Here is a 16,983-nt window from a genome sequence, read left to right on the forward strand (position 1 = left end):
TTTGTCCGATCCGAGTCGGCGTGTCGCGATGTTAGCTGGGCGCCGACCGTGTTAGTGGCGCGTGCTGCTGGCGAGACCCGCCCGTTATTCGCCGATGTCGCCGACGTGATCGACCAGCGCTGCGCGCCCGTCGGCGAGGTGATAGGTGACCCCGGCGAGCGCCAGCGTGCCAGCCGAAACGCGGTCGGCGATGGCGGCAGAACGCGATTTGAGCTGCGCCAGCGTCTCGCTCACGTGCCGTGCCTCGAACTCGTCGACACGACTGAGTCCCTCACGCCGGCCCAACAGGATCGACGGCGCGACCCGCTCCACCACGTCGCGCACAAAACCGCCCGGGATCGCACCGTCGTCGACCGCGCCGATGGCGGCCTTGACGGCGCCGCAGCTGTTGTGGCCGAGGACGACGATCAGCGGAACGTCGAGCACCGTGACCGCAAACTCGATCGAGCCCAGTACCGCGGTGTCGATGGCCTGGCCGGCGGTGCGAACCACGAACATGTCGCCCAGGCCCTGATCGAAGATGAGTTCGGCCGCGACCCGGCTGTCCGCACAGCCGAACACGACCGCGGTGGGCTTCTGCCCGGAAGCCAGGCTGGCACGATGCTCGACGCTCTGGCTCGGGTGTGCAGGCTGTCCGGCGACGAATCGCTCGTTACCCTCTTTGAGTGCTTTCCATGCGGATACCGGATTGGAGTTGGGCATGGGACACATTCTGGCTTGCCGAGGGCACCGATGACTAGCCAGGGGCAAATCCCGGCGAGTGAACTTCTGGGTTGGTACGAACGCTCACGCCGTGATCTGCCCTGGCGGGAACCGGGTGTGGACGCGTGGCAGATCCTGGTCAGCGAATTCATGCTGCAACAGACGCCGGTGGCCCGGGTGCTGCCGATCTGGACGGACTGGGTACGGCGCTGGCCCACCCCGTCGGCGACCGCCGCGGCCAGTGCGGCCGACGTGCTGCGGGCCTGGGGCAAGCTGGGCTACCCGCGACGGGCCAAGCGCTTGCACGAATGCGCGATCGTCATTGCGCGCGATCACGGCGACGTCGTTCCCGACGACGTCGAAACCCTGCTGGAATTACCGGGTATCGGCACCTACACGGCGCGAGCCGTGGCGTGCTTCGCCTACCGCAAGCGGGTGCCGGTGGTGGACACCAATGTGCGACGGGTGGTCGCCCGAGCCGTGCACGGCCTGGCCGACGCCGCTGCGGCGTCGGCCACCCGCGACCTTGCCGACGTCGCGGCGCTATTGCCGCAAGACGCCACGGCGCCGCAGTTTTCGGTAGCACTGATGGAACTGGGCGCCACGGTGTGCGTTGCGCGCACACCGCGCTGCGGGCTGTGCCCGCTTGAGCGCTGCGCGTGGCGGCAGGCCGGCTTTCCTCCCGCACAGGGGCCGCCAGCCCGCCGCATTCAGACGTACGCCGGAACGGATCGCCAAGTTCGCGGACGGTTGTTGGATGTATTGCGCGCCAAGGATTCTCCAGTAAGCCGGGCAGAGCTGGACGTGGCGTGGCTCACCGATACCGCCCAACGCGACCGAGCGCTGTATTCGCTCCTTGCCGATGGCCTGGTGACGCAGACCAGCGACGGCCGGTTCGGGCTAGCCGGCGAGGAATAGTTCGACCGCTTCACGGTAGACCTGCGGCGCTTCGTCGTGAATCAGATGGCCGGCTTCGGGAATTGCTAAATATGTTGCCGCCGAATGTTTTTCGTACATATCGCGCATCTGGCCGGGCGGAGTGACGGAATTGCCTGCCTCGAGCAGCAGCGCCGGCACGCGGACCGCGAGCCAGTGCTCCCAGTAGTCCCGGGTGCCCCATTCGGCGGCGATCTCGATCCATCGCGCGGTGTGACCGTGTAACCGCCAACCGGTGTCGGTATGGTCGAAGGCTTCCAGGAAGTAGCGGCCGGCGACCGGACCGAACTCGTTGTAAACCCGTTCGGCAGTGTCGAATTCGACCGGAAGCGCGTGCAGCCATGGCTCCCACGGACCGGTGGTACGGCCGCGAAAGTCGGGCGCCATGTCCTCGAGGACCAGGGCCGACACCAATTCGGGGCGCTGTGCGGCCAGGCACCAGGAGTGCAGTGCCCCCATCGAATGTCCCACCAGCCGCACCGGCGTCTCCAATGTGGTTACCGCATCGGCGAGGTCGGCCACGAAGCGTTCGGTGCTGATCGGGTACGGGTCCTCGACGTCGCGGCCCCGATGCCACGGCGCATCGTAGGTGTAGACGGTGCCCAGCCGGGTCAGCCACGGCAGCTGGCGCGACCAGGTGGTGCCACGGCCCATCAGGCCGTGGACCAATATCAACGGCTCGCCTTGCCCGCCCCGGCAAGTCAACAGATCGGTGGGCATAGCACCATCTTGCGTGGCCCGCCCGTCAGCCGGACAGGCCAGGGTGCGGGGTAGCCTAGCGAACATGCCGCCAGTGGTGAAGATCAACGCAATTGAAGTGCCCGCCGACGCTGGTCCTGAGCTGGAAAAGCGCTTCGCCCATCGCGCCCATGCGGTGGACAACCAGCCCGGCTTCCTCGGCTTTCAGCTGCTGCGTCCGGTGAAGGGCGAGAACCGCTACTTCGTCGTGACACACTGGGAGTCCGATGAAGCATTCCAGGCGTGGGCGAGTGGGCCCGCCGTCGAAGCCCATGCTGGTCAGCGCGCCAACCCGGTGGCGACCGGGGCGTCGCTGCTGGAATTCGAGGTTGTCATGGACGTCGCGGGGAGCAAGCCGTCTGAATAGGCTGCACAGGCTGGGTCCCGCAGGACAGCGCGTGTTGGCCGTGACGGCGGCCGCGGCACTCGTGGCGACTCTGGCTCCGGGTTGCTCGTCTTCGCCGTCACCGCAGGCAAACGCGGCCAATCCGGGACGAGCGATCGACACCCGGACACCTCCGGGACTGCGGGCCCAGCAGACCGTCGACATGCTCAATTCCGACTGGCCGATCGGCCCGATCGGAGTGCGCACGCTTGCCGCGCCCGACGAGGTGGACTCGGTCGAAAAGACCATGGAAGAACTTTGGTGGGATCGTCCCTTCACCCTGGACGGGGTCGACATCAGCGCCAGTGTCGCCACGCTGCACCTCACCTCGTCCTACGGCGCGCGCCAAGACATCCGGATCCACACCGATGACATCGGCCGGGTTGATCGATTCGAGCTCGACACGATGGCGCCGACGATCACCTCGTGGCATGACATCGATGCGACGCTGAGCAAGACCGGCGCGCGGTACTCCTATCAGGTCGCCAAGGTCGACAAGTCCGTTCCGGGCCACTGCGATCCCGTGATGGGGACCAATACCGTCGAATCTCTGCCGCTGGCATCGATTTTCAAGTTGTACGTGCTGCACGCCCTGGCCGGCGCGGTGCGCAACCACACGGTGTCCTGGGACGAACAGCTGACCGTTACCGACAAGAGCAAGGCGGTGGGCTCTTCGGGCCTGGGACTTGCTCCCGGCGACCATGTCTCGGTGCGCACCGCGGCCGCGAAGATGATCGCCAACAGCGACAACATGGCCACCGACTTGCTGATCGAAAGAATGGGCAAGCACGCCATCGAATCCGCGCTCGCCTCGGCCGGCCATCACGATCCGGCCAGCATGACCCCGTTCCCCACGATGTACGAGCTGTTCTCGATCGGCTGGGGCGAACCGGATCTGCGCAGCCAGTGGCAGAACGCGACCCCGCAGGTCCGCGCCCAGCTGCTGGCGCAGGCGAATTCCGCTCCCTACCAACCTGATCCGGCGCGCGCCCACACTCCCGCCTCGGCCTCCGGGGTGGAGTGGTATGGCAGCGCCGAGGACATCTGCCGGGTTCATGCCGCGCTGCAGGCCGACGCCGTCGGCGAAGCCGCACCCGTCAAGCAGATCCTGTCGGCCGTGTCGGGTATCCAGCTGGACCGAAACGTGTGGCCGTACATCGGCGCGAAAGCCGGTGGGCTACCGGGCGATCTGACCTTCAGCTGGTACGCCGTCGACAAGACGCAGCAACCGTGGGTGGTCAGTTTCCAGCTGAACTGGCCGCGTGACCATGGGCCGAAGGTGACCGGCTGGATGCTGGGAGTGGCCAAGAAGACTTTCGCGCTGGTCGCGCCGCAGTAATCCCTGCAGCCGCAGCGTCCAACGACCGTGCGCATCCGCGAATCGCTACTGGATACGTTTCCGGGGCGCCTGTTCATCCGGGACATGTGGTTATCTGGCGGCTTCGACACGCCCGAGCACCTGATCAGGGCCGCGGCCTCGGCGGTGGGCAGGTACCTGTATTCCGGTGGTTGTCTCGACGTCGCCGATTTCGACGTGAACGATTCTGAGCTTCGCCAGCTCGACGCCGTATCGCTCGCGGCCCTGACGGCGCTCCCCACGTTCGACTCGCCGCAGATCCATCAGGGAACGCTGGGCACGTTGCGCGCACCGAACGTCCGCAACCGGAATCCTTTGAGCGCGTTGCCCGATGGGGCGTTCTGGACGTCTACCCCGGTCACCGCAGACGAGGACTCGTGGACCCTCTGCGGCGAGAACTTGAGGCGCGAAATGCCGCGCTGGGAAATATATTTCGACATCGCACGCGTTCGCGTCGCCCGGATCGAGTCGGCCCGTGACTGGGCCGATTTGATCGATTCCAACACCGTTGCGGCGAACGGCTGCAAGTACCCGGATTGGCCGGCGATCGCGCAGTCCTGGGATGCGGTACACCTGTCGCCCACGGGATTGTTGCTGGCCCATCCCCAGATCTCGACCACCCCGTTCAGCAGTGCCGATGGGTCCGGCCACGTGCACAGCCAGACCGGACCCTATGCCAGCGTCGGGGACTGGTCCTCGGTGTCCACCGCCTGGCTGCACGAGCCACCGAAATCGGAATTCACGCGGGCGCCGGCCCCGATTGACCCTGGGTGACTTACGCGGAAATGCAGCAAGGCGCGAACAGACTTGGCCGAAATTGATCCAGCACGCACACGAAAGTAGCTATACTTCAACATATTTCAGGCTGAATACGATCCTTATTGCCAAGCTAGTTGGGTGTTGGTGAGGGGCGTCGATCCGTGCCCCGTCGCCAGGCCCCGATTGGCTCTCGGGCCTAAGAGGCTTACGAATTTGACAGCATATGCGCTATCGAGTTCCGTTAAGCCGCGTGGCCGAATAACGCGCAGGACGCATTACATCCTTAGTGTCCAACGATTTTCGCGAAAGTTTATGGCGATGCAGCTCAGCGGCGCGATGTCGATGCGCCAAAACGATGTCGGTGCAACGCCAAGGGTGATGACGATTGCCGCCCGGATGATCGCTGGATGGGTGACCGCCACCACCCGTAAGGTGTTGTTGGCCAAGGAATCCAGCCATCCACCCACGCGGTCAATCAGGTCGACGATGGACTCGCCGCCGTGCGGCGACGCAGCCGGATCACTCAGCCACGCCTCGCGGTCGGCCGCGGGGACACCCTCGAGGGTCTGCCCACGCCATATCCCGCAATCGAGATCGGCCAGCCGCGGCTCGGTCGTGGCATCCAGGCCCAGCAACTGCGCGGTTTGCCGGACCCGCATTTCGGGGCCAGCCAGCTGGCGAGCGCCGCGAATATCAAGGCCCGCAGCGGCTTCGGCCTGTCGACGACCGATATCACTAAGCGGCTCGTCGGCCGGAAAACGCACGGCCGCCATCGCATCGGTCATAGCGTGCGACACCATTGCCAGCCGCACGACCTCCGTCACGCGACGGTGCTCGCTACCCGTCCGCTCTCGGTGCGCTCTCCCAGCAACCGCCCCGCCAGCGTCGCGAAGACCAAGCCGATGGTCACCCAGAGCAACAACTGCGTGCCCAGCGACAGCAACCTGAATTCGTAGAGGACATCCGCGGGAAAGCCGGGATAGACGATCGCACCCGAGGCGTCGCGCAACGGTTCGGGCGTCTCGTCGACCGCGGGTAACAACACCATCACCACCGCGACGGCCACCAGGTAAGCCCCGGCGGCGAGCAGCCGTCCATTCCACGCGCCGAACCGGTCGGTCAACGACCGAGCCAGCCAAACCGCCGCAACCGCCAGCACCACCGAGACCAGCACCATCGTCAGGTACCAGGCCGTGCGCATCCCGATCGTGTCGGACTGGCCGACGGCCGGTGGATTCGGGGGATATTTCACGAAGGGGACCAGGTACACCGCCACGAACGCACCGGCCGCCAGAAGCAGCGAAAGCCGGCGTGGTGCAGGGCTTTGCGCGCGGGCATGCAAGACGCAGAACAGCACCGCGAACAATGCGCCCATCGCCAGACCGAAGATCAGCACCCCGAAACCCAGCCCTGGGTTGGCCTGCACGCCACGAGTGAACAGCTCGGCGCCATGTTCGTGCACGCCGTGGGCGTTCTCGGCGTCAGTTCGACCGTCCTCAAATTCGATCGCGCGGGAAATGACGGGTTCGGCACACACACGGGCGAATATGAATGCCAGCACGGCGCCGATTGCGCCCGCCAGCAGCCCGCGTCCGATCAGACGCTTCTCCACGCCGGGTCAGTGGCAGGGGAAGCCGAGGAGATGGCGCGCATCGTGCACGAATTCATGCACATGCGTGTCGCTGCCGAACAGCGACACCGCGCCCTGATCGACACCGACGAAGTAAAGAGCCAACAACGCCAGGAAGGCGGTTGCCGCCAACCAGAGCGCGGCACGTGCCGCCGACAAATCAATCGAGCGGGCACCGGTCGTCTCGGAACTGGACACTGTTGACTCCTTCTGGGAATGACGCGTCCCATTTCGGTGACGGGTTCCGGGTCTGACTTTCTACAGTGGCGCGACCGTTCTGGAATTTCACCAGGATTCCGTTACCCATCGGAACAGTCGTCAGTCTAAACGGACTGGACGATGGAGCAAACAATCACTGCTGCGCGGGGCCGCCACCGTAGCCGAGCTGGCTGGCCGTGTACTTCGCCCCGTCCGTGACCGGCACCGCCTCCACGGCCGTGCCGTAGGCGCAGATCTCGGTCCAGACGTCGCCGATCTCGGTGGTGTCGAATCGCATCGCGATGATCGCGTTGCCGCCGCGGTTGCGCGCCTCCGAGATCAGCCGGCCCATCGCCTCGTTGCGGCTTTCGGCCAAGTTCTTGGTCATCCCGGCCAGCTCCCCGCCGAACATGGCCTTGAAGCCCGCGCCCATCTGGGAGAACGCATTTCGCGATCGGACCGTCAGGCCGAACACTTCGCCGCAGACGCGTCGAATCTCCCAGCCCGGCAGGTCATTCGTGGTGACGATCAGCACAGGTAAGCCCCTTTAGCACTCGGCACAGCAAAACGGGTGGTTGGTCCGGTCAGAGACTAGACCGATTGTGGCAACCTGCTTCGCGCGGCTCCGCCGCGCTCGCGATCGCCACGCCACCCGTTTGCTGTAGTGCTACTGGTTCTCGGGCGCGGCGTGCGCTCCGGCCTTCTGCAGCTCCGGCTCGGCCGGCGGCTTACGCGTTCCGGTGAATGTGAAGACCGCGTCCTCGCCGGTGCCTTCGCCGTCCCAGTTGTCCACGTCGACGGTGACGACCTGTCCGGGTCCGACCTCGTCGAAGAGGATCTTCTCCGACAGCTGGTCCTCGATCTCGCGCTGGATGGTGCGCCGCAGCGGGCGAGCACCCAGCACCGGGTCGAAGCCGCGCTTGGCCAGCAACGACTTGGCCTTGTCGGTCAGCTCCAGAGCCATGTCCTTGGTCTTGAGCTGCTTGCCGACGCGCTCGATCATCAGGTCCACCATCTGGATGATCTCGTCGCGAGTCAGCTGGTGGAAGACGATGATGTCGTCGATACGGTTCAGGAACTCCGGGCGGAAGTGTTTCTTCAGCTCGTCGTTGACCTTCTGCTTCATCCGCTCGTAGTCGTTCTCCCCGCCGCCCTGGGTGAAGCCCAGGCCGACCGGCTTGGAGATGTCCGACGTACCGAGGTTGGACGTGAAGATCAGCACGGTGTTCTTGAAGTCGACCGTGCGACCCTGCCCGTCGGTGAGCCGGCCATCCTCGAGGACCTGCAACAGGCTGTTGTAGATCTCCTGGTGTGCCTTCTCGATCTCGTCGAACAGCACCACGGAGAACGGCTTGCGGCGCACCTTCTCGGTGAGCTGACCACCCTCCTCGTAGCCGACGTAGCCCGGCGGGGCGCCGAACAACCGCGACGCGGTGAACCGGTCGTGGAACTCGCCCATGTCGATCTGGATGAGCGCGTCGTCGTCGCCGAACAGGAAGTTGGCCAGCGCCTTGGACAGCTCGGTCTTACCGACACCGGAGGGGCCGGCGAAGATGAACGAACCGGACGGGCGCTTGGGGTCCTTCAACCCGGCGCGGGTGCGGCGGATCGCCTTGGAGACAGCCTTGACCGCATCCACCTGGCCGATGATCCGCTTGTGCAGCTCGTCTTCCATGCGCAGTAGGCGGGTGGTCTCCGCCTCGGTGAGTTTGAACACCGGGATGCCGGTCCAGTTACCCAACACCTCGGCGATCTGCTCGTCGTCGACCTCGGCGACCACATCGAGATCACCTGAACGCCACTGCTTTTCGCGCTCGGTCCGCTGGGCGACCAGTTGCTTCTCCCGGTCGCGCAGACTGGCGGCCTTCTCGAAGTCCTGTGCGTCGATCGCCGATTCCTTCTCCCGGCGTGCCTCGGCGATCTTCTCGTCGAACTCGCGCAGGTCTGGCGGCGCGGTCATCCGGCGGATGCGCATCCGGGCGCCCGCCTCGTCGATCAGGTCGATCGCCTTGTCCGGCAGGAACCGGTCGTTGATGTAGCGGTCGGCCAGTGTGGCGGCCGCAACCATCGCGGAATCGGTGATCGAAACCCGGTGGTGCGCCTCGTAGCGGTCGCGCAGGCCCTTGAGGATCTCGATGGTGTGCTCCACCGTCGGCTCGCCCACCTGCACCGGCTGGAAGCGGCGCTCCAGGGCGGCGTCCTTCTCGATGTACTTGCGGTACTCGTCGAGGGTGGTGGCGCCGATTGTCTGCAGCTCGCCACGGGCCAGCTTCGGCTTCAGGATCGACGCGGCATCGATCGCGCCCTCGGCGGCCCCGGCACCCACCAGCGTGTGCAGCTCGTCGATGAACAGGATGATGTCGCCGCGGGTGTTGATCTCTTTGAGCACCTTCTTCAGGCGTTCTTCGAAGTCACCGCGGTAACGGCTGCCGGCGACCAGCGATCCCAGGTCGAGGGTGTAGAGCTGCTTGTCCTTCAGCGTCTCGGGCACCTCGCCGTGCACGATGGCCTGCGCCAGGCCCTCGACCACGGCGGTCTTGCCGACGCCGGGCTCGCCGATCAGCACCGGGTTGTTCTTGGTGCGCCGGCTCAACACCTGCATCACCCGCTCGATTTCCTTCTCGCGGCCGATGACGGGGTCCAGCTTGCCTTCCATCGCGGCAGCCGTCAGGTTGCGCCCGAACTGGTCGAGCACCAACGACGTGGACGGGCTGCCCGACTCGCCGCCGCGGCCACCGGTCCCGGCCTCGGCGGCCTCCTTGCCCTGGTAGCCGCTGAGCAGCTGAATCACCTGTTGGCGCACCCGGGTCAGCTCGGCGCCGAGCTTCACGAGCACCTGGGCGGCAACGCCCTCGCCCTCCCGGATCAGGCCGAGCAGGATGTGCTCGGTGCCGATGTAGTTGTGGCCGAGCTGCAGCGCCTCGCGCAGGCTCAGCTCGAGAACCTTCTTGGCACGCGGGGTGAAAGGGATGTGCCCGGACGGGGCCTGCTGGCCCTGGCCGATGATCTCCTCGACCTGGCTGCGGACACCTTCGAGCGAGATACCCAGCGACTCCAGCGACTTCGCGGCGACGCCTTCACCTTCGTGAATCAGACCCAGCAGGATGTGCTCGGTGCCGATGTAGTTGTGGTTGAGCATCCGGGCCTCTTCTTGGGCCAGGACGACCACCCTGCGGGCACGGTCAGTAAATCTTTCGAACATCGGTGGTTACCTGCTCTCCCTCACCATCGGTACTTCATCTCGCTAAAGACTCTGTCGGCACAGGGGCCGCGACGCGTACCTGGTGTCCACTGTAATGGTCGGCCCCTCGGGGTTCTAACCTTGCGGTGCCTTGCCGTTCGGGCCTGGTCGGCTCCGTGGCGAGGAATCCCCCGTGCGACCGAGCCATAGCTGGAGAAACGAGATTAACCATAAAATCGTTTCCCCCGAGCGCCGATGATCGTTTCGCCGCCAGCGAAAACGCAAACCGGCGCCCAGGCCTTTGCGACCGGGCGCCGGTTAACGCTTTGTCAGGTGGCCGCGTGGAATGCGTCGATCACGTCCGCCGGGATGCGGCCGCGCGTCGACACGTTGTGTCCATTTCGGCGGGCCCATTCGCGGATCGCAGCGCTCTGCTCGCGGTCGATCGCCCCGCGGCCGCGGCCAGAACCGGAACGCCCCCGACGACGACCCCCGACGCGGCGGCCGGCTGCCACCCACTGTTTCAGATCACCGCGGAGTTTCGCCGCATTCTTCGTTGAAAGATCAATCTCATAGGTCACCCCGTCAAGCCCGAATTCGACGGTTTCGTCGGCGGCACCTGCACCGTCGAAATCATCAACCAAGGTGACGGTGACTTTTTTCGCCATTAGCTTACCCTCGCGTTCTTCCTGAGCAGTTGCTGGGCAGTTTGGACCCACTCCCCGGTCACTAATCTGCCATATGGAAGCAGCATACTCAATCTGAGCGCAACACAGTGTGTTCGGCTTTCAGCTGGAGTGCGGTCGAACAATCGGGAACAAAACTGTCTCTCTAATTGACAGGCCGGTCAAAGTCATCAACAACCGGTCGATACCCATTCCCGTTCCGGTGGTTGGCGGCATCCCATACTCCAGTGCCGCGAGAAAATCTTCATCAAGCAGCATGGCCTCGTCGTCGCCGGCCGCCGCGGCGCGCGCTTGTTCGGCAAATCGTTCGCGCTGGACGACCGGATCGTTTAATTCCGAGTACCCGGTGGCCAGCTCCACTCCGCGCACATAGAGATCCCACTTCTCGGTCACACCTGGGATGCTGCGATGCTGGCGAGTCAAAGGTGTTGTCTCGACAGGGAAATCCTTGACGAACGTCGGCGCGGTCAGCGTATTACCCACCGCGTGCTCCCACAGTTCCTCGACGAGCTTTCCGTGTCCGTAGCCGCGGTCGGTGGGTATCTCCGGGAAGTCCGGGCCGAGCCGGTCCGCGATGTCCCATAGCCGCTCCACCGAGGTCTGCGGTGTGATCTCTTCACCGAGTGCCGCAGACAGCGACGGATACATTTCTATCGACGCCCATTCTCCGTCTATGTCGTAGACGCTGCCGTCTGGCAACGGGAGTTGTCGGGTACCGATCGCCTCGTCGGCCACCTCTTGAATAAGCTCTCGCGTGACGAGTGCCGAATCGTCATAGGTCCCGTACGTCTGGTAGGTCTCCAACATCGAGAATTCCGGAGAATGTGTTGAATCAGAACCTTCGTTTCTGAACACGCGATTTAGCTCGAAGACCTTGTCGAATCCACCGACGATGCATCGCTTGAGGAACAGTTCCGGCGCGATCCTCAGGTAGAGATCGATGTCGAGCGCATTGGAATGCGTGATGAACGGCCGAGCGGCGGCGCCACCGGCCAGTGTCTGCAAGATTGGCGTTTCGACTTCGAGAAACCCGCGCCGTTCCAGTGCGTTGCGTATGGCGCGGACAACGGCGATTCGCTGCCTGGCCACCTCGCGCGCTTGGGGGCGCACGATCAGGTCGACATAACGCTGCCGCACCCGCGATTCCTCGCTCATGTCCTTATGCGCGACGGGCAGCGGCCGCAGTGACTTGGCTGCGATCCGCCAGGAATCGGCGAGGACGGACAATTCGCCGCGTCGCGAGCTGATCACGTTGCCATGCACGTAGACGATGTCACCGAGGTCGACGTCGGCTTTCCACGCGTCCAGCGAATCTTGGCCGACCTTGTCCAGGCTGATCATTACCTGCAGCGTGGCGCCGTCACCGTCTTGCAGCGTCGCAAAACACAATTTGCCGGAATTGCGCGCGAATATGACCCGTCCTGCCACACCGACGATGTCGTCAGTCGCGGTGTCGACCGCCAGGTCGGGGTATGCGGAGCGGACCTGAGCCAGCGTGTGGGTGCGTTCGATGGCCACCGGGTAGGGGTCGAGCCCCTCGGCCAGCAGCCGAGCACGCTTATCCCGTCGAATCCGGAATTGCTCGGGAAGGTCTTGATCGGCGGCACTCACGACGTGCCAGCTTAAATGACATCGCGGCGGGTCCGCCGCAGGCGTCGAGAGTGCGCCGATGGCTTCGACTGTGTGGCCACGGGCTATCACTGCGGGTCGCCGCCGCGGACGCACGCGAGAGTCAGCGTGCGGTCTTGAGCCGGCCGCGCTGCGCGTCGCGGTTGCGCTCGAAGACCAGCCGCAGCCCCTGCAGCGTCAGGTGCTGGTCGTAGTGGGCGACGGTCTGCAGCTCGGACAGCAGCAGCGGCGCGGTGTGGCCGGTCGCCACCACCACCACGTCGTCGCCGGAGAAGCCGTCGACATCTTCGCGGATGCGCGCCACCAGGCCGTCGACCAGTCCGGCGAAACCGAACACCGCGCCGGCCTGCATGCACTCGACGGTGTTCTTGCCAACCACCGACCGGGGCCGGGACAACTCGACCCGGCGCAGCGCGGCAGAGCGGGCCGCGGCGGCATCCGAGGAGACCTGAATCCCGGGCGCGATGGCGCCGCCGAGGAACTCACCCTTGGCCGACACCACGTCAACACAGATCGACGATCCGAAGTCGACGACGATGCAGGGCTTCCCGAATTTCTGAAAGGCCGCCAGGCAGTTGACGATCCGGTCGGCGCCCACTTCCTTCGGATTGTCGACGAGCAGCGGTATCCCGGTCCGCACGCCGGGCTCTATCAGCACGTGCGGCACCGACGGCCAGTACTGGTCGAGCATGACGCGCACCTCGTGCAGCACCGACGGGACGGTGGACAGCGCCACGGCCCCGGTCAACCGCTCGGAGTCGTCGCCGATCAGGCCGTCGATGGTCAGCGCCAGTTCGTCCGCGGTGACCTCGGATTCGGTGCGGATCCGCCACTGCTGCACGACTTTTGCGTGCTCCTTGGCGCCGGACAGCAGCCCGACGACGGTGTGCGTGTTTCGGACGTCGATCGCCAGCAGCACGATTAACGCGCGCCGATCCGGGGATTGTGAGGGTACCGCCCGCGGGCGGGGAGCAATTCGGCCGCTCCGAGTGTTTCGAAGTCGGGCACGAATGCCGGATCGCTACCCAGGTCGATCTGCTTGTTGTCGGCGTCGACGAAGACAATGCGCGGCTGGTAGGCGCGTGCCTCGGCGTCGTCCATCGTACCGTAGGCGATCAGGATCACCAGGTCGCCGGGGTGCACGAGATGTGCTGCCGCACCATTGATTCCGATGATGCCGGTGCCACGCTCGCCGGTGATCGCGTAGGTGACGAGGCGGGCGCCGTTGTCGATGTCGACGATCGTCACCTGCTCGCCTTCGAGCAGGTCGGCCGCGTCCATCAGGTCGGCGTCGATCGTCACCGAGCCGACGTAGTGCAGATCAGCCTGCGTGACCGTGGCGCGGTGGATCTTCGATTTCAGCATCGTGCGAAACATCAGTTCCTCCAAGGTGATTCAACATGCCCGTCCGGCCCCCCAGGGGTGCCGGCGAGATTACCGATTTGGATTGCAATGTTGTCCAGCAGTCTCGTGGTGCCGAGCCGCGCGGCGACCAGCAGCCGGCCGGCTCCATCGACGGGATCCGGCCCCAGCTCCGGGCTGCGCAGCACCAGGTAGTCGAGCACGACTGCGGGTGCGGCGTCGAGCACCGCGCGGGCCGCTTCCAGCGCGGCCTGGACACCATGCGTGGCCGCGTGCGCCCCGGCCGTCAGCGCCGCCGAAAGCACCACGGCCAGTTCACGCTGCTCGGTATCGAGGTAGCGATTACGCGACGACATGGCCAGCCCGTCGGGTTCCCGGACGATCGGCACACCGACGATCTGCACGTCGATGTTCAAGTCGGCGACCATCTGCCGGATCAGCACCAGTTGCTGGTAATCCTTCTCGCCGAAGAACGCACGGTCCGGGTGCACGATCTGCAGCAGCTTGCACACCACCGTTAGCATTCCCGCGAAATGCGTTGGCCGCGATGCACCTTCGAGCTCACCGGCCAACGGCCCGGGCGCCACGGTGGTGCGCATGCCGTCGGGATACATCGCGTCGGCGGTCGGGGCGAACACGATCTCGACGCCTTCGCCGCGCAGCAGCGCCAGGTCGGCGTCGAGCGTGCGCGGGTAGGCATCGAGGTCCTCGCCGGCACCGAACTGCAACGGATTCACGAAGATCGAAACCGCCACCACCGAACCGGGCACCCGCTTAGTTGCGCGTACCAGGGCCAGATGCCCGTCGTGCAGTGCGCCCATCGTCGGCACCAACATCACCCGGCGGCCGGTGTGGCGCAGCGCCCGGCTGACGTCCGACACCTCGCGCGGCGACGAGTAGACGTTGAGTTCGCCCCTTTTGAAGACCGGTGGCCGGACCGTCATCGCGTTCATCGGACCAGCACCTCGACGACGGCCTCGGGAGCGTGGGCGCGCTGCGCGGTGCGCAGGGCATTCACCCGGTAGGCCTGGGCCAGTTCCGGGTCTACCTGGGTGAGCGCGCGCAGATGGTCGGCGACCGCGGCGGCGTCACCGCGGGCGACCGGACCGGTGAGTGCGGCCTGCCCGCGCTGCAGTGTGTTCTCCAGCGCCGCCCGGGCCAGTGGGCCGACGATGCGTTCGGCGAGGCCCCCCGGCTGCTCGTCGATGGTTTGTTGCCCGAGCAGTTCGCTGCCGTGCAGCGCGGCACGCAACGCGTCGAGCGCGTCGGCCAGCACCGCGACGATGTGGTTGCCGGCGTGGGCCAGTGCGGCGTGATAGAGGACGCGCGCCTGCTCGGGGACGCAAAACGGCTCGCCGCCCATCTCCAGCACCAGCGACTGCCCGATCGCCTGGCCGACCTCGTCGGCCGCGGTGATGCCGAAGCAGGTATCGGGTAGCCGGCTGATGTCCTCGTCGGAGCCGGTGAAGGTCATCGCCGGGTGAATCGCCAGCGGTATGCAGCCGTGCTGCGTCAGCGGCGCCAGAATGCCGACCCCGTTGGCTCCCGATGTGTGCACGACGATCGTCCCGGGCCGCACCGCGGAGGTGGCGGCCAACCCGGACACCAGGCCGGCGAGTTCGCTGTCGGGAACGGCCAACAGCAGCAGTTCGGCCGCCGTGGCCACGTCGGGCGGTGCGGCTACCGTGGTGTCGGGCAGTCGGTGGGCCGCCCGCTGCCGCGATGCGTGGGAGATCGCACTGCACGCCACCACGACGTGCTCAGCACGCTCCAGCGCGACACCCAAGGCGGTACCCACCCGGCCGGCCGAAATGATCCCTACCTTGAGCCTGGCCGGGCGCAAACCGTCGAACTGCTCCATCGCAGACGACCTCACAGTGTTGATTCGTTCGTTCCAGTCCCAGCTAATGGGTACCGGACGGTCACCAAGACTCTAATCGATTCGCGTCGCTGCCCCAATGTGAGGTATGTCCCGGCTCAGCCATCCCGGCGACGACGCCGGCCACCGCCGGATGGCTGCACCTGCAGCCGTGCCAGCAGGTCGGCAACCGACTGGCCACCGGTTTGCGGGACTTCGCCGCCGCTGTCCGACGCCTCGTCCGGACCCAGGTGGCGCGGGGCCGGCTCCAGGTGTGGCGCGGGAGCCAGTCGCGGGGGTGGCGGCGCGCCATCGTTCGGGGCGTGGTCGTTCGGCACGGGGTCGTTCGGAACGTGGCTGGGGTGCGGGGACGGCGCGGTCGCGGCGGCAGGCGGCGCGGCGGGCTCGCTTGTCGGGATGAAGTTCCGGACGCTGTAGTCGCGGTACTCCGCGGAGTGGCGCGAGCGCGCCCTACGGCCGGAATCGCCCGCCTGCGCCGGCGGATCGGTCGATGACGGCGGGCCGTCGAACTGCCCCTCGGGGTCGGCGTGCCGACGCCGGCGACGGCCCGACGACGCGGCAGCGGGTGCCTCGGGCCCATCGGCCCCGGCCCAGCTTCTGCCCGCCGCACCCGGAGGCAGCCAGAGCCCGTCGGCGTTGACCGGCTGCCAGTCCGGCGCCAAACCAGGCGTGGGCTCCGGGGGCGGTACCGGCTGCCAGTGCTGGGACTCGAATCGCCGCTGCTCGGGCTCCGCCGCGGCGGGCATCGGCGGAGGCGCGAACGGGACCTCCTGCGGCGGCACATACGGCGGGGCCTCGGGATACTGGACCTGCTGCGGCGGTGGGTAATACGCCTCTCGCTGACTCTCGTATTGGAACCGGGCCCGCTCCCGCGAGCGGGGCGGAAGCAGCGGTTCTTCGGGCACGTCGATGATCGCGGATTCGTCGGTGCGGGGTTCGTCCGAGCCGACCGAAGCTCCCTCGCGGACCGAGGTGACGCGATCGCTGGTGACCCAATCGACACTCGCTCCTTCACCATTGCGGTCCCAGTCGCTGTAGGCGCGGGCGGGCGGCGTGTCGGTCTCCATGGTCTCCAGCGCGGGCCGCTGCTCGAGATCGGTGTCGAACAGGATTTCCAGACTGGTCCGCAGCGCGGAGACTTCCGCACGCAGCGCGGCCAGATCGTCGGCGGCCTGGGCGCGTATCTCGGAGGCCAGCTCGCGACGCAGCTGGGACTCGACGGTCAGCTCGTACTCGCGGCGGGCCGAGATCTCCCGGTCCAGCTGCAGGTCGTAGACCAGCTTCAGGTCACGCACCCGCGACTGATCGGCGTCGCTTTGCCGGCGGTACAGCACCGACACGAAGGCACCGGCGACCGCGGCCCACAGCGCCAGGATCACTGCGAGCTTGAGCAGTTCCACGCGATTGGTGAAAACCAGTGCGGAACTGGCCCCTATTGCGAGGACCAGCAACGTCGTCAAGAGCACCCACCCCGGCCTGCGGCCGCCGCGCCGTACGCGGGCGCCGCGGGACAGAACGGTCATGGCCTGACTGTACCTGTG

18 protein-coding genes are annotated in these 16,983 nt (G+C 66.2%); 4 read left to right on the forward strand and 14 right to left on the reverse strand.

Annotated features, from left to right (window positions below; translation table 11 throughout):
* Positions 1-84 precede the first annotated feature (84 nt).
* A complete protein-coding gene (locus MJO58_RS25290; protein ID WP_090607338.1) occupies positions 85-702 on the reverse strand; it encodes a carbonic anhydrase in 618 nt (205 codons plus the stop codon).
* A 30-nt stretch (positions 703-732) separates the two neighbouring features.
* Here MJO58_RS25290 and MJO58_RS25295 point away from each other — a divergent pair, with 30 nt between their 5' ends.
* Positions 733-1,620 (forward strand): HhH-GPD family protein, encoded by an 888-nt coding sequence (locus MJO58_RS25295; protein WP_239721355.1) that lies wholly within the window; start codon positions 733-735, stop codon positions 1,618-1,620.
* Here MJO58_RS25295 and MJO58_RS25300 read toward each other — a convergent pair.
* Entirely contained in the window at positions 1,603-2,358 is a 756-nt protein-coding gene (locus MJO58_RS25300) for an alpha/beta fold hydrolase (RefSeq protein ID WP_090607344.1), read from the reverse strand. The genes MJO58_RS25295 and MJO58_RS25300 overlap by 18 nt on opposite strands.
* 64 nt (positions 2,359-2,422) lie before the next feature.
* Between MJO58_RS25300 and mhuD the strand changes: the two genes are divergently transcribed.
* From mhuD to MJO58_RS25315, 3 genes are read left to right on the forward strand one after another with little or no spacing between them, the layout of a single operon-like run.
* Positions 2,423-2,743, forward strand: a complete 321-nt coding sequence (gene mhuD / locus MJO58_RS25305; RefSeq protein WP_090607347.1) for a mycobilin-forming heme oxygenase MhuD — start codon at positions 2,423-2,425, stop codon at positions 2,741-2,743.
* Positions 2,706-4,100, forward strand: coding sequence for a serine hydrolase (locus MJO58_RS25310; RefSeq protein WP_434086272.1), 1,395 nt, complete (start codon positions 2,706-2,708; stop codon positions 4,098-4,100). The genes mhuD and MJO58_RS25310 overlap by 38 nt, the downstream gene beginning before the upstream one ends.
* Positions 4,101-4,127: 27 nt before the next feature.
* The gene (locus tag MJO58_RS25315; protein ID WP_239721356.1) at positions 4,128-4,892 is read left to right on the forward strand and encodes a hypothetical protein; all 765 of its coding nucleotides are present in this window, start codon (positions 4,128-4,130) and stop codon (positions 4,890-4,892) included.
* Between the two features lie 260 nt (positions 4,893-5,152).
* Here the strand turns inward: MJO58_RS25315 and MJO58_RS25320 are convergent, their stop codons facing one another.
* From MJO58_RS25320 to MJO58_RS25375, 12 genes are all read right to left on the reverse strand, one after another.
* Complete coding sequence (locus MJO58_RS25320) at positions 5,153-5,701, reverse strand: histidine phosphatase family protein (RefSeq protein ID WP_239721357.1); 549 nt, start codon at positions 5,699-5,701, stop codon at positions 5,153-5,155.
* The gene (locus MJO58_RS25325; protein WP_090607356.1) at positions 5,698-6,489 is read right to left on the reverse strand and encodes a CbtA family protein; all 792 of its coding nucleotides are present in this window, start codon (positions 6,487-6,489) and stop codon (positions 5,698-5,700) included. The genes MJO58_RS25320 and MJO58_RS25325 overlap by 4 nt, the downstream gene beginning before the upstream one ends.
* A gap of 6 nt (positions 6,490-6,495) precedes the next feature.
* The gene (locus tag MJO58_RS25330; protein ID WP_090607359.1) at positions 6,496-6,705 is read right to left on the reverse strand and encodes a CbtB domain-containing protein; all 210 of its coding nucleotides are present in this window, start codon (positions 6,703-6,705) and stop codon (positions 6,496-6,498) included.
* Between the two features lie 154 nt (positions 6,706-6,859).
* A complete protein-coding gene (locus MJO58_RS25335; protein ID WP_090607361.1) occupies positions 6,860-7,240 on the reverse strand; it encodes a YbjQ family protein in 381 nt (126 codons plus the stop codon).
* A gap of 132 nt (positions 7,241-7,372) precedes the next feature.
* Positions 7,373-9,907 (reverse strand): ATP-dependent protease ATP-binding subunit ClpC, encoded by a 2,535-nt coding sequence (gene clpC1, locus MJO58_RS25340; protein ID WP_239721358.1) that lies wholly within the window; start codon positions 9,905-9,907, stop codon positions 7,373-7,375.
* Between the two features lie 308 nt (positions 9,908-10,215).
* Positions 10,216-10,554, reverse strand: coding sequence for a histone-like nucleoid-structuring protein Lsr2 (lsr2, locus tag MJO58_RS25345; protein ID WP_025736770.1), 339 nt, complete (start codon positions 10,552-10,554; stop codon positions 10,216-10,218).
* Between the two features lie 120 nt (positions 10,555-10,674).
* Entirely contained in the window at positions 10,675-12,183 is a 1,509-nt protein-coding gene (lysS, locus tag MJO58_RS25350) for a lysine--tRNA ligase (RefSeq protein ID WP_090607366.1), read from the reverse strand.
* Positions 12,184-12,304: 121 nt separating this feature from the next.
* Positions 12,305-13,120, reverse strand: a complete 816-nt coding sequence (locus MJO58_RS25355) for a type III pantothenate kinase (RefSeq protein WP_239721359.1) — start codon at positions 13,118-13,120, stop codon at positions 12,305-12,307.
* A gap of 2 nt (positions 13,121-13,122) precedes the next feature.
* Positions 13,123-13,578, reverse strand: a complete 456-nt coding sequence (gene panD, locus MJO58_RS25360) for an aspartate 1-decarboxylase (protein WP_239721360.1) — start codon at positions 13,576-13,578, stop codon at positions 13,123-13,125.
* Positions 13,578-14,507 (reverse strand): pantoate--beta-alanine ligase, encoded by a 930-nt coding sequence (panC, locus tag MJO58_RS25365; protein WP_239723443.1) that lies wholly within the window; start codon positions 14,505-14,507, stop codon positions 13,578-13,580. Before panC ends, panD begins: the two co-directional genes overlap by 1 nt.
* Before the next feature lie 5 nt (positions 14,508-14,512).
* Complete coding sequence (locus MJO58_RS25370; protein ID WP_239721361.1) at positions 14,513-15,424, reverse strand: Rossmann-like and DUF2520 domain-containing protein; 912 nt, start codon at positions 15,422-15,424, stop codon at positions 14,513-14,515.
* A gap of 116 nt (positions 15,425-15,540) precedes the next feature.
* Entirely contained in the window at positions 15,541-16,965 is a 1,425-nt protein-coding gene (locus MJO58_RS25375) for a DUF6779 domain-containing protein (RefSeq protein ID WP_239721362.1), read from the reverse strand.
* Positions 16,966-16,983 lie beyond the last annotated feature (18 nt).

The sequence above is a fragment of the Mycobacterium lentiflavum genome (assembly GCF_022374895.2).
GTDB classification, from domain to species: domain Bacteria; phylum Actinomycetota; class Actinomycetes; order Mycobacteriales; family Mycobacteriaceae; genus Mycobacterium; species Mycobacterium lentiflavum.